Source organism: Roseovarius pacificus, from assembly GCF_900142665.1.
GTDB classification, from domain to species: domain Bacteria; phylum Pseudomonadota; class Alphaproteobacteria; order Rhodobacterales; family Rhodobacteraceae; genus Roseovarius; species Roseovarius pacificus.
This window is the reverse complement of sequence record NZ_FRBR01000012.1, coordinates 71,500-84,440: the sequence shown is the minus strand read 5'-3', so window position 1 is coordinate 84,440 and position 12,941 is coordinate 71,500. Positions and strand designations below refer to the sequence as shown.

Below are 12,941 nucleotides of genomic sequence, written 5' to 3'. Positions count from 1 at the left end.
TCAACAGTTCGGCCTTCATACCTATCATCACCACAAGGTGTTGTTTTTTCATAATTTTTCGTCTCCTCATACCCCGCACCCCTCCGAAGGCCAGCAGCGTCGACCGCATAACGGAGTGGCGCGCACGAACCATGCGAGCCTCGATGGCATCTCCACTTTTCGCAACGAATACAGTAACTTAAATGGAAATACCTTCGGATTATCACTTGCCACAGGGCACGTCCTATACATACCTTCGAACGTGACTCGACAGACGATGAGCTCCGACCACACACCCAAACGACCACACGCACACCTTAAGAATGTTAGGCTACCCCCATGAACCTTTCCGATTTCGCCAAGCAACTTCCCAAGAACTTCACCGAGCATGAGTTCGTCGATTTGATGAACCAGGTGATCGACCTTAAGACAATCGTTGACCTTCCCGCGGAAGAGCGCAGCGCCTTGTTCGATGGCGTTCAGTACCTCCTCGACTACATTATGTTGGCCCAAGAAGCGAATGGGGAGCTGCGTACCAATCAGGGCCAGCCTGTGATGGACTACAACGGTCCGTTCATCCCGCATGTGTTGGTTCGGCCGGAAGGCATGGAACTGGACCGCAAAGCACTGGAGACCTTCGGGATTGGGGAGGCCGACAAGTATTTTGGGGATGAATAGGCCCATGGTCCTAACCTGCCGCAGGACATCCCCTGCGCAAGGCTGACAGCATTGACCTGGTCGCCAAAATCAAGACCATTGCCGTAATGGTATTGGCGGCCAGGCTTGCAAAGGGGAGGTGACAGTCAGTTCATGAGTGACCGCCCCACCTTTGATGACATCCAACAAGAGCAACAGGACTTCATCGGTCCTCCTGAGTCAGCCCAGGGTCCAAAGATGGCACGCGCGCTGACTGAAGCTGACGAAGTTAATGCGGACACGCTGGTTACTTTGTCGATCATCCGCAGAGCGCTCAAGGCTGGACTGCCTGTCGATCCACAGTACCTGCCGGAGAGGATTGTCGAGATCATTGAGGCGAAATCCGCAGGCTCGAACATGCCCGTTGTGGATGGCCGATCGCACTATCAAATTGATGATGTCGTCCAGGCGCTGGACCTTCTTAACAGGTCGCTGAAATAGTCGCTGAGCCGGAACGCTTTCCCGTCATCGGGTCCGGTTCGACTGATGGGTCATGTCTGTCGGCGCGTCCACGGCTCGCTTCTGTGTCCATGTTTCCCTTCATGCGCCCAGCAACCTTGGAAGCTGGGCAAGGTTGTTGGCGGCCATGGTCAGGATGAAGCGGGATCGGACGCGTTCGACGCCCCGATACATGGTTTGTGCCATGCCGCCGACGGTTTTGGCCCAGCCGAACGGCTCTTCGATCTTCTTTCGGTGCTTCTGGGACAACGCATATCCCTCGTGTCGGGTCGTGCGTCCGTCGATCGCTGAATATCTCGATTTCTGGGCGACATGGGGCGTGACGCAGGCTTGGCGCAGGTCGGACACGAACCCGGCCGCGTCATACCCCTTGTCGGCACCGAGCGTCAGCTGCCGCGTCGATCCCGGGGAATGGCGATGGATCATGTCCAGCGCCGCCTTGCGCTCGGCATGACCGTCGGCCTGGGTCAGATCACCCTGCAAGACCAGCCCGTTGCGGTTCTCCATCAGAGTATGCCCCATGAAACAAAGCATGGCACCCGCGCCGGGGGATTTCTTGTAAAGGCGCGCATCCGGATCGGTTACCGAGGCGTGTGTGGCGTTCGAGCGCTTCTCGCCCTTGAAGTCGACCTCGGCATTGCGCTGGCGGCGGCTGTCGTGGTGCATCGGGTCGGTCTCGGCTGGGGTCTCTGACGGCGCGGGCTCAAGGGTGGTATTCGGGGCGGGCGGATTGCCCGGACCTTCATCATCTGGCGGGGTCGCCTCAGCCTTCGGCTGGAAACTCTTCATAGATGATGCTTCTAGGGCTATCGAATGGGCATGCCCTACTCGAAGGGCGGACAGCGGACCTTCGCTGCTGCCTGCGCCGAGGTCAGCTGTGCGGACTTTTCTGCCGTTGCTTCGCTCTGGATCAATGGCGGCTATTCGTTCACTCTGACTGTCATGACCGCATCCACCCAAGCCAGCCTTCCCCATGTTCATCGCTGGACCTACACTGCCGGGGCCAACGAAGTCTCGATTGTTCTTCCGGATGGGTGTGTCGATCTGGTTGTCTTGTCCTGCGACAGGACGGGACGCGAAGTTTTTCACACCACTGACTGGGACTTTGCGCCAAGGTTGGTCAAGCTAAACGCAGGCACCTGCCTGACTGGCTATCGGCTGCGACCTGGCACTACGCTAGACCTTGCCGAATTCGAGCCCGCGGACCATGACGTGTCGAACCTTGAGGCAGAGATCGAAGCCAACACGCGGCATGACCAAGAGGTCTCGGAAATCATCGAGGCCCTTTGCTTGTCGGGCAACAGCGTTCGTTGCTTGGCCCGGCAACAAGGCGTATCGGAAAGAACCCTGCAACGTCGTTTCAAAGACCTGTCGCTTCCTTCCCCGGCCTTCTGGCGTCAACTGGGACGGGCTCGGCGGGCGGTTCAGGCCCTACCATGTCGCGTTCCGCTTGCCGAGATCGCAGCGCACTACGGCTACAGCGACCAGGCGCACATGACGCGAGAGTTCGTGCGTTGGTTCGGCTGGACGCCCGCCCAACTCCGCCGGAACCCGGCTGCCATTGCCGATCTGGCGCAACCCGGGCTTGGCAACTGGTCAGGAGAGATTAGCCTCGAGATCGCGGGTCTGACGTAGGAAATCCTCACATCGCTTGTCCACGATGTCGGCCAGGCTGGCGAGCTTGATGTGACGCCGATGCTTCCCTCCGCCTTCGAGCACCCGCTCCGGATCATCCAGCTGCGCGCCGTTGGTGAACTCCAAGGAGACGTGGTCCTTGTAAGCGAAAATCCCGCAGAACTGCGATTTGGGCTGCCCGGGAACGCGCTCAATCATGGTTCCACCGTATTTCGTGACACAGGCCGCGGCGGGCTCAACCTTTGCGACAACAGCTTTCAATTGTGCGACGATTTTTGCTTTTTCTGACTCCTCCATCATGGTCTCAACCTGGCAACTGTACTGCTGTGCAGATTTCGATCAGATACCCATTTGGGTCCGCCACATAGGACGTTGTCTGCCCCCAAGATTCATCGCGCACGTCCTGAACCAGCGTCGCCCCCGCGTCGAGCGCCCTTTGCAGGGTGCCGGCCACATCGTCCGTCTCAAAAGCGATCTCGAACGTCGGGGCGTCGGGTCGCGGCAGTGCCGGGCTCTTGCCCAACTCGCGCATGAGGGCTCTTGAGGAGAAAGCCAGTTTGGTTTTCCCTGTTACCAGCTCGCCGTAATCTCCGCCTTCGTGAAGGAAACCGCGTTCAAGCCTGAAAGCCTTTTCAAAAAAGTCGAGCGACGACGAGACGTCGTCCACGTAGAGAATCGTATAGCGAAAGATCATGTGAGGCGCCTCCAACAATGTGGTTCCAACGATAGGCCACGATGGTGCGACGGTCTTGAAGAAAGCCGACAATAAGCGGCTGTGCAGCATCACGCAGTTTGGGCTCGAAGCCGCCCTTCGTCGCGGGGGGCATGAAAGGCCGATAAGGGCCGAGACTGAGGCGACCGCTCGACGCGATGGCGCTAGATGCCGCGGGGCGGCTTGCTGCAGCAGAGAGCCCAACGCACACAAAGCGGCTCTACAGAAGGTTCGCAGATGAACCTTCGCCTTGACGTGTCTCGGTGTTCTGTATTTGCATTGACGTCGAATAGGAGCACGCCTTTGAAAAACAACTACATCCTGATCGACTTTGAGAATGTTCAGCCCAGGAACCTTGAACTCCTCCGTGGGCATCCCTGCAAGCTGATTGTATTCATAGGCGCCAACCAAAAAAGCGTTCCTTTCGACTTCGCGGAGCAATTGCAAGGATTGGGAGAAAATGCCTGTTATCAAAAGATTACAGGGAATGGCTCGAACGCATTGGACTTTCACATTGCGTTCTACTTGGGAGAACTCGCAGCGCAAGATGCCGATGCGTACTTCCACATTATTTCCCGTGACAAGGGCTTCGATCCGCTGATTACACATTTGCGACAAAGAAAGATCCCCGCTCTCCGCCATGTTGACCTATCCGAAGTGCCTTTCGTCAAAATCTCGAATGCAAGCTCTCTGGACCAGAAAATCGAAGCAATTGTTGACAGCTTGAAATCTCGAGGAAACTCGCGTCCAAGAAAGATCAGAACGCTCAAAGGAACGGTGAACGCCCTTTTCAGGAAGACCTTGGATGACGCTGATTTGGAAGCGTTGGTTCGGGAGTTGAATGAACGCGGCCACGTTGACTTTTCGGACCAGGCCGTCAGCTATGGCCCACACATTGTCCGACACTGACCAATTCGTCCGGAGACTGTGGGTCCGCGACCTTGGCGATGTCCCCGCCGCAGCGAATAGCCGTTTCGACGGGCCGTACTGCAGCATCTTGACCGGTTGATGAAAGGCAGCTTAGGGCCGGGTCGCGTTGTACCGACAGGATAGGTGGACAGTTGAAACTCTCTGAACGATCAGGGGCCAGGCAGAGAACCATCTTCCCTCAACCCTCTATCCAAGGCACCGCCGCACACGAGAATCCTCGCGTGCAACAGCGCGCTCTCACACCAAGAGAACGAAGACCCTTCACACGCCAACTGACGGCCGGCCCCTGTTGTGCAACGTCAATCCTCACTGCTGTCTTCGGCCCCCCGTTTCCGCTCAAAAGACGCCCACACAAACTCGCCGGTCTTCTTGTTTCTATAGATCGCCACCCGGTCGCGGCGGAGCTTCCGAAATGGCATGTTCTCACGCTGCAATTCGGCGGGGGAAATCTCCCCACGTTCCAGCCGCTCTTCGTCGCGTTGCCGAGCGCGCGCTTTCTGCCGTTGCCGTTCCGCAAAGTTGAAGTGTTTGGGGCCTTCTTCATCGGACATGTCATCCCTCCCCATTGTCGTTGAACACCATACGTTCTCGCCAGGCCCCCAACAGTTCATCAAGCAGCGACAAGTCATCCAGCGGCCGATACCCAGGCACGTCGATCTGCACGAATCCGGCAGGTGTCTCTTCCACCCCGAGCCCCATGGCGATGGACCTCTCATAGTCGGAGAATTGGCGACCAAGCACATACCACCGGGATGCCGTGCGTGCCCAAGCCCGGTTGGCGTCAATCGCGACGAGCTGTGAGGTCGTGATCCAACCGCCCGCAAGTCTCGGGTGACCTGACACCATGCCCCAAAGGATTGGTGCGCCGCGGCGAGACATATGGGGACGCCAGTAATTCAGCACAGGTGCCTCGGCGAGGTCAGTTTCGGAAGGGCCACCATCGGCGGCTTTGATGGCGGCACGTATCTTTTTGGCCCAGTGGGGCTGAGCAGGTTTCTTGTTCATGGCGAACTCCAAAATTGAAAAAGGCATGATTGATGGACGACGGCGGTCGGGGAGGTCATTGCCATCCCCTCGCGACAATTCTCAGTGCAACACAGGGCGGTTCACTGCATGCTCGACAGCATCCAGCATCCGAACGACCGATCTCAGACTGACATGGTGCGGGGTCCGGATGGCCTCGACGACCTCCTTGACCGCATCAACGGCATCCTGGGGAAGATCGCGACGCGCCCCTTCCCGCTCCGCAAAGCCGGTCAGATGTTCCTGTGTGAGGGCCGTCAATTCGGTGGGAGGGCAACGGCTCAGAAACGGCTCTGACAGAGCGCGGAGGGTGTTGGCGGTGAGCACCCATGTGACCCATGACATGTCGAAAGCAATGCGGAAGTACGGACATGACCAGTGGCGCGCGGTAGACCTTTCGAGGAGTGGCAGCAGACCCTCCGCCAGAGTGTAGCGCTGACCGCCAGTCGACTGGACAGCCCCAGCCTTCTCGATCTCGTCGATCACGATCACAGGATTGGCAATTTGAGACGCCATGATCCCTTCCAGAACCTTTCCCGGGCTCGCCGATCCCCAGCCCCGCTGAGACCCCGTAACAGCAAATGGCGCAGGCTCCCCTGTGGCTTCGATGATTGTCGTTGGCACGGAGATCAGATCCCCAAGCAGGCGCGCCCATTGGCTCTTCCCGATCCCAGGCGGGCCGACGAGGAGCATCGGCCGGACAAGGGGCGCAGGATCGCCGTTGCGGACCGAAGCGCGCATGTCTTGCCAGAGACGCTCTGTTGCAGGAGCCATCCAGGGCATCTCCGTGTGGAGGGCGCTGGCAATCTCGTCGACGCGATGTTCGGTCTCGACCGGCATAAGCCTTGCACCATTCCGGAAGACCTCGAGCCGCGCACGATCTTTTCTGTCGAGGTGCGCCAAACCGGATTGGTTCGCGACCTTGCGGAGATATTTTTGCGTCCGGCGCTCTATCTTCGCGCGGTCCTCTTCCGACAAGCCCAACTCATCTGGAGGATTCTCCATGTTCTCCCTGTACCGCCACAGGAAACGTTTCAGGCGCGTATTGATCTCGAATTCAGACTGCAGGTTTTCGGGAGGGAACCTGACATCGGCAAACGGTATTCGGGGCATTGGATGTCCTCTCTGAGCCGCTCCGCCCTGCACAGGCGGCCAGCATTCGGCAGCACGAGGCCACCAAGGGTTTCATTAAGAGGATCCGGATCCACGAGAACGTTATGAGAACATGGCACCACCTAGGTCAATGGCACCAGGGCACTCCGCTGGCCCACGCCAAAGTCAGTCGGCGCAAACCGACGAAACAATCTTAAGTATCTGAAATAAAAAGAAACCACCGACAAGCCGGGTTGTCGGTGGTCATTTGATCTGTGTCGGAATGGTCAAAAAACGCTGATAATGGCCGTTTTATGCCGGGTCTCACAACACCCCCACACCCTTCCGCTCAGCCGCATTTGGAATGGCCGCAATTCGCACAGGTCATGCAGCCCTCGATCATCCGCATGTCATAGCTGCCGCAGGACGGGCAGGACGGGCCGCGCGGCGCGTTGAGGTTCACCACCGATTGCGTCGGGTCGGTCTTGAGCCCCAGCCCCTCGCCTTCGAGGAACCCGATCGAGATCATGTGCTGTTCCAGGATCCCGCCGATCGCCGCAAGGATCGAAGGAATGTATTTTCCCTGCATCCATGCCCCGCCGCGCGGATCGAACACGGCTTTCAACTCCTCCACCACGAAACTCACGTCGCCACCGCGCCGGAACACTGCGCTGATCATCCGCGTCAGCGCCACGGTCCAGGCGTAATGCTCCATGTTCTTGGAGTTGATGAACACCTCGAACGGGCGGCGATGCCCGTTCAGCACGATATCGTTCACAGTGATATAGATCGCATGGTTGCTGTCGGGCCATTTCAGCTTGTAGGTCGCGCCCTCCAGTTCCGTGGGCCGGTCCAGCGGCTCGGACATGTAAACCACCTCGCCGCCCTCTTCCGGCAGCGGCACACCGGCCTCGCCCGGCGTTTTATCCACAGTTTCGCTCACGCTCAGCACACTGCCGGTCACGTCGTTGGGCCGGTAGGTGGTGCAGCCCTTGCAGCCGGTTTCATAGGCCTGCATGTAGACGTCCTTGAACGCCTCGAAGGAAATATCGGCCGGGCAGTTGATCGTCTTGGAAATGCTGCTGTCCACCCAGCGCTGCGCGGCGGCCTGCATCTTCACGTGATCCGCCGGGGCCAGTGTCTGGGCATTCACGAAATAGTCGGGCAATTCGGCATCGCCCCTCCGCTCGCGCCACATCTGCACGGCGTAATCCACCACCTCTTCCTCGGTGCGCGACCCGTCTTTCTGGAGCACCTTGCGGGTGTAGGAATAGGCAAAGACCGGCTCGATCCCCGAACTGACATTGCCCGCATAAAGGCTGATCGTCCCGGTCGGCGCGATGCTGGTCAGCAGGGCGTTGCGGATACCGTGCTCGGCCACCGCCGCGCGCACGTCGTCATCCATGCCCACCATGTTGCCCGAGGCCAGGAACGCGTCAGAGTCAAACAGCGGGAACGGCCCTTTCTCCTTGGCCAGGTCCACGCTGGCCAGATAGGCCGCGCGCGCGATCTGCTTCAGCCAGGCCTCGGTCTGCGCCGCGGCCTCGTCGCTGCCATAGCGCAAGCCCACCATCAGCAACGCATCCGCCAGCCCGGTCACCCCCAGCCCGATCCGCCGCTTGTTGACGGCCTCCTGCGCCTGCGCCTCCAGCGGGAATTTCGAGGCATCCACCACGTTGTCCATCATCCGCACGGCGGTCGCCACCAGATCGTCCAGCGCCTCCCGGTCCAGCGCCGCCCCCTCGCCGAACGGATCGCGCACCAGCCGCGCCAGGTTGACCGACCCCAACAGGCACGCCCCGTAGGGCGGCAGGGGCTGCTCGCCGCAATTGTGTACATATATGCCGTTGGCGTCGAAGGCATTCACACCCGGGACCGAAACATCGAAAACCTCGGCCTCGCCATCCTCCGACACGTCGGCCACCACAGCGGTAAATCGCTCCCGGTTCAGGGCACGTTTGTAACCGCTGAGCGCAACCTCGAGCCGCCGCGCCTTTTCCACATCGGTGAAGCCGACCTTCTGCTGATAGACCGGCAGGTTGTCTCCCGACACCACAAGCTCATGCTGCGCCCGGATCGCATAATCGCGCTGTCCGCCCATACCGTCCGGCTGGGGCCGGTGCCCCGCCTCGCGACGATTGCGATAGATGACGGAATTCACGCCAAGGCGCGCAAGCATGCGTTGCGCCGCCTCCAGCAGGGCCATGTCACTCTGCGCCAGCCGCACCGATATGCCCTTGTCCTGCGTGCCCTGCACCGATCCATCCGCGTCGAACAACCCACGCAGAACAGCGGCGCAGAATCCGGGATTTGCAGCCTCGATCTGCGGCGTCAGGGTCTTGTGGCCCTGCCGCAGACCGTATTCCGATGCAAGGGCAGTCAGCGCGGCGGTGCCTGTGCGATATTCGCCACGGCCCGCAACCTCCTGCCAGCCCATGAAATCCGCCCGGTGCGGCAGGCTCCGCAGAAGGGTTTCGACCCGATCCATGACGCTGTTCCCAAGGTCGGGGCCATTACCGCAGGCGGCCTTTGGCCAGACCGAAATCAACGTCTTGTCGGCCCGGATCACGCCATCGCCAATCAACAGCCCCAGAAGATAGCCCTTTGCGTCCCCGGTATCCGCAACGCATCCCGCGCGCCGGTGATCGTGCAACATCACTTCGTCACCGGGGCGCAACTCGCCCGCCGGGACCCAGTCAGTCGTCATTCGCCAGCGGGTCTTTTCGGAAACCTTGCGCACAAGGTGATCGGCCGTCAGCCGCAGGCCGCGCCCACACACCGTGCTCAACCGCAAAACCGGCTTGATCCCGGTGGCAAAGAACCCCTCCGCTCCGCTGTCATACGCCACGCCATCCACAACCGCCCTGAACCGGCGGCCAATCAGATCGCGCACCTGCCGCGCCCCTTCATCGGTTGCAACCCATGTTTCAGCCGTGACGCAAGGGTTCGTCGCCGCAATCGTTTCGCAGTAATTCAGGTTGTTGGCCTCGTTGATCCGGTCGATGAAGATCACCCCCGGCTCGGCGAAATCATAGGTCGCCTGCATGATCCGGTTCCACAGGTCGCGCGCCTCGACCGTCTTGTAGACCTTGCCGCCGAATTCCAGCTCCCACGGCCCATCGGCCTTGACCGCCTCCATGAAGGCATCCGTCACCAGAACCGACAGGTTGAACATCCGCAGCCGCGCCGAATCCGCCTTGGCGGCGATGAAATCCTCGATATCGGGATGGTCGCAGCGCATGGTCGCCATCATCGCGCCCCGGCGGCTGCCCGCGCTCATGATGGTGCGGCACATGGCATCCCATACGTCCATGAAGCTCAGCGGCCCGCTGGCATCGGCGGCCACGCCGTGCACCTCGGCCCCCCTGGGACGGATCGTGCTGAAATCATAGCCGATCCCGCCGCCCTGCTGCATGGTCAGCGCAGCCTCTTTCAGCATCTCGAATATGCCGCCCATGTTGTCGGGGATCGTGCCCATCACGAAACAGTTGAACAGCGTCACACTGCGCGCCGTCCCGGCCCCCGCCGTGATCCGCCCCGCCGGCAGGTACTTGAAATCCTCCAGCGCACCGTAAAACCGCTCTTCCCATTTTTCCGGCTCGGCCTCGACCGCCGCCAGAGCACGGGCAATACGCCGCCAGGTATCCTCGACAGTTTCGTCGACGGGGGTGCCATCGGCGTCTTTCAGACGGTATTTCATATCCCAGATGGACTGGGCGATGGGGGCGGCGAAACGGGTCATGGCGCGAATCCTGCTTGGCTGGGGAGACCCACAATAGCTTGAAGCCCGGCGCATTTCCACTACTCTATATGCCCATCGCCGGGGGGAATCGCAGGTCATGGCCAAACTCCATCTCATCAAGCTCAGCGTCGGCACGGACAGTGTCGAAAGCCTGATGCGCTGGCAATCCACGCCCCGTGCGCAGGGCCCCGACGGCATGCCGCGCCACATCACCCGCATGTGGCCCAAACGCGAGGCCGAACTGCTCGACGGGGGCTCGATTTTCTGGGTCCTTCAGGGGCTTGTGCAATGCCGCCAGCGCCTGCTGCGCCTTGACGAGATCATCGGCGAGGACGGCATCCGCCGCTGCGCCTTCGTGCTGGACCCGCAGATAATCCGTACCACCACTGCCCGGAAACGCCCGTTTCAGGGCTGGCGCTACCTGCAAACGGCCGACGCCCCCGCCGACCTGCCCGCCAGCCGCCAGTCCGAGGATACGCTGCCGCCCGAACTCTCGGCGGCGCTGGCCGATATCGGCGTGCTCTGACGCCACAGTCACGAGGTTTTGAGCGCCATCGCGCTACCCACCGCTTTTTCAGCAGGAAAACGGCGGTTTTTAGCGCATGACGCGACGGCCACCCGGCAGAATCGCGCCGTAAATTCCATCCCCCGTTGAATGTCGGCCCTTTCGCTCTCACCTGTTAACCAACCGCAGCGCAGTCGCTGTCTGCGGTCGCTGGCCCGCGCTCGCGGCACCGGCATCACAGGAAACGAGCAGTCCCGCACCAGCGAGGACATGACAGGACACAAAGGTAAAAGGATCTGATCCAATGCTGAAACAAGGTTCCCTTATCGTCGCCTCCCTGGCCCTTGCCACAGGCCCCGCTTTCGCTGGCTCCCCCGTCGAGCCCGCGCCCGATCCCGTCATCGCCACCCCTGCCCCCCCGCCCGCTCCGGCCAGCCCCGACTGGACCGGCGGCTACCTCGGCGGGCAGGTCGGCTATGGCAATGCCGATACCAGCATTCCGGGCGTGGACGGCGACGGCGCCATCGGCGGTCTGACCGGCGGGTACGATTATGACTTCGGTCAGTGGGTCGTCGGCGGCGGCCTCGATTACGACTGGGCCGATATCGGGCTCGGCGCAGGCAACCCGACGCTGGAAAACATCTTCCGCGTCAAACTGCGCGGCGGCTACAAGATCGGCAACGGCCTGCTTTACGGTACCGGGGGCTGGGCACAGGCCGACACCGACACGCTGGGCGATGACGACGGCTATTTCGTCGGCGCGGGCTATGAACACATGATCACGCCGAACTTCTCGCTCGGCGGCGAGGCGCTGTATCACGAGTTCTCCAATTTCGGAAACACCACCACTGATCTCGAAGCCACCACGGTTCAGGTCCGCGGTACGTTCCGCTTCTGATGCATATGTCACGCAAAACCCGGCACCGGGTTTTCACCCCTCAGGCATGCGACATCGGAAGATCGGGGTTTGCCGCGTGAATGCGGCAGGCCCCGACGGCCTGAAGGCCTGACCCCTCCAGATCGGGCCTCGTGGCGGGCGCGTCCTTTCGGGCGCGCCCGTTTCGTTTGCAGGGGGGGCGATGGGATCGACATGCGCCAATCGCGCTGTTTTTAACACCTCGGATGCAAAGCCGCGCCACGCCAGACCGCGGGATGGCGATCAAACGATCATTCATCGCGGTTTATGCCAGCCAAATCCGAAAGAGGCCGGAATGGGACACCCACCTCACAAAATCGCCAGCCCGGATGGGCGGTCTGGCGATGCGCGGCGGCCTTCGGCCGCTGTTTCGCGCGAGTGGAAAGACCTCTCCGGTTTCAATCCAGACGACAGCCGGACTTGGCGCCGAGGGCCACTATGCGGACGAAGTTGCCTTTCGACGACAACACGGATAGAAAAGTTCCCTGCGATTGAGAACGCCGGGGCGCGAGCAAAAGCTCTCGCCATACCCAACAAGTGGAGCGGTATATGGGACGGCGTAGAGAACTTAGGGGCGTGTGCAACGATCTTCTTGAAAGCTTTGTAAGCCGACATAACGATCTTGATGGCTACTGGGCACTAGGAAAGTTTCAAGCTTTCCTCCAATCGAAACCAACCAACTGTCTTGTGTTTGATCTGACAAGTGAAGATAACGGTGAACGTCTTTTCTTACAGACACTCGACTACTACCGGATGGCATTCCGGCGGCATCTGGCTATCAGAAAGATCCCTGCTGCCCACGTCACAAGCGCAGTCATCAGATCTGAGCAATTAACAACCTTAAAGCTGCTCTGTGCTTTCAAAATCACCGTAGACAACGGACAAACCTTTGAGGCCCGAAGATTAGTTTCGGCTCGTCCGCACAATCCAAATATTGAACGGCGGAGGAGGCTACCACATGGCCCATCAAACCAAAAAGGCGTTTAGAGTGTGCCGCATTCTCTAGGACACAATGACCTCATTCCAAACATTCACCATTCCAACGCCGCTAACACATCACCATTGCCCCCATCGCCCAACCACACCCCGTAATGCCATATCCTTCACCTCGCCCGATCACGGCCTTCACGTATCGCGCCAACATCCCCGTTCTGACACAAACCGATTAACCGAAGGTTACCGCACCACGCGCCGGTCTCCACTACGCCCACATCGCCCCGGTTTGCGCCCCTGATGGACGCAAATTTCCGAA

Annotated in this window: 12 protein-coding genes and 1 pseudogene; 6 read left to right on the top strand and 7 right to left on the bottom strand. The window is 60.2% G+C overall.

All coding sequences use genetic code 11. The features are described from left to right. Positions 1–318: 318 nt before the first annotated feature. Entirely contained in the window at positions 319–657 is a 339-nt protein-coding gene (locus tag BUB53_RS17025) for a hypothetical protein (protein WP_073036276.1), read from the top strand. Positions 658–789: 132 nt separating this feature from the next. Next, positions 790–1,116, top strand: coding sequence for a hypothetical protein (locus BUB53_RS17020; RefSeq protein WP_073036275.1), 327 nt, complete (start codon positions 790–792; stop codon positions 1,114–1,116). Positions 1,117–1,215: 99 nt separating this feature from the next. Here the strand turns inward: BUB53_RS17020 and BUB53_RS22285 are convergent. After that, positions 1,216–1,929, bottom strand: a pseudogene (locus tag BUB53_RS22285) (transposase); the annotation flags it as partial. 18 nt (positions 1,930–1,947) lie between these two features. Here BUB53_RS22285 and BUB53_RS23230 point away from each other — a divergent pair. After that, a complete protein-coding gene (locus tag BUB53_RS23230; RefSeq protein ID WP_084729255.1) occupies positions 1,948–2,769 on the top strand; it encodes a helix-turn-helix domain-containing protein in 822 nt (273 codons plus the stop codon). Here the strand turns inward: BUB53_RS23230 and BUB53_RS17005 are convergent. Both BUB53_RS17005 and BUB53_RS17000 read right to left on the bottom strand, forming a co-directional pair. Further along, positions 2,731–3,069 (bottom strand): DUF1801 domain-containing protein, encoded by a 339-nt coding sequence (locus BUB53_RS17005; protein WP_073036273.1) that lies wholly within the window; start codon positions 3,067–3,069, stop codon positions 2,731–2,733. The genes BUB53_RS23230 and BUB53_RS17005 overlap by 39 nt on opposite strands. A gap of 4 nt (positions 3,070–3,073) precedes the next feature. Beyond that, a complete protein-coding gene (locus BUB53_RS17000; RefSeq protein ID WP_073036385.1) occupies positions 3,074–3,463 on the bottom strand; it encodes a VOC family protein in 390 nt (129 codons plus the stop codon). 321 nt (positions 3,464–3,784) lie between these two features. Between BUB53_RS17000 and BUB53_RS16995 the strand changes: the two genes are divergently transcribed. Beyond that, positions 3,785–4,390 carry a PIN domain-containing protein gene (locus tag BUB53_RS16995; protein WP_073036271.1) on the top strand — a complete coding sequence of 202 codons (606 nt, stop codon included), beginning with the start codon at positions 3,785–3,787 and terminating at the stop codon, positions 4,388–4,390. 320 nt (positions 4,391–4,710) lie between these two features. Here the strand turns inward: BUB53_RS16995 and BUB53_RS16990 are convergent, their stop codons facing one another. The 4 genes from BUB53_RS16990 to BUB53_RS16975 all read right to left on the bottom strand — a co-directional run bounded on the left by BUB53_RS16990 (position 4,711) and on the right by BUB53_RS16975 (position 10,268). Continuing rightward, positions 4,711–4,962 carry a hypothetical protein gene (locus BUB53_RS16990; RefSeq protein WP_073036269.1) on the bottom strand — a complete coding sequence of 84 codons (252 nt, stop codon included), beginning with the start codon at positions 4,960–4,962 and terminating at the stop codon, positions 4,711–4,713. A 1-nt stretch (position 4,963) separates the two neighbouring features. Beyond that, on the bottom strand, positions 4,964–5,416 hold the full coding sequence (locus BUB53_RS16985; protein ID WP_073036383.1) for a DUF6634 family protein: 453 nt from the start codon (positions 5,414–5,416) through the stop codon (positions 4,964–4,966). A gap of 81 nt (positions 5,417–5,497) precedes the next feature. Next, positions 5,498–6,547 carry an AAA family ATPase gene (locus BUB53_RS16980; protein WP_073036267.1) on the bottom strand — a complete coding sequence of 350 codons (1,050 nt, stop codon included), beginning with the start codon at positions 6,545–6,547 and terminating at the stop codon, positions 5,498–5,500. 328 nt (positions 6,548–6,875) lie between these two features. Next, on the bottom strand, positions 6,876–10,268 hold the full coding sequence (locus tag BUB53_RS16975) for an LAGLIDADG family homing endonuclease (RefSeq protein ID WP_073036264.1): 3,393 nt from the start codon (positions 10,266–10,268) through the stop codon (positions 6,876–6,878). 97 nt (positions 10,269–10,365) lie between these two features. Between BUB53_RS16975 and BUB53_RS16970 the strand changes: the two genes are divergently transcribed. Beyond that, entirely contained in the window at positions 10,366–10,794 is a 429-nt protein-coding gene (locus BUB53_RS16970) for a DUF1489 family protein (RefSeq protein ID WP_073036262.1), read from the top strand. Positions 10,795–11,077: 283 nt separating this feature from the next. Beyond that, positions 11,078–11,671, top strand: coding sequence for an outer membrane protein (locus BUB53_RS16965; RefSeq protein ID WP_073036260.1), 594 nt, complete (start codon positions 11,078–11,080; stop codon positions 11,669–11,671). Positions 11,672–12,941: the final 1,270 nt, after the last annotated feature.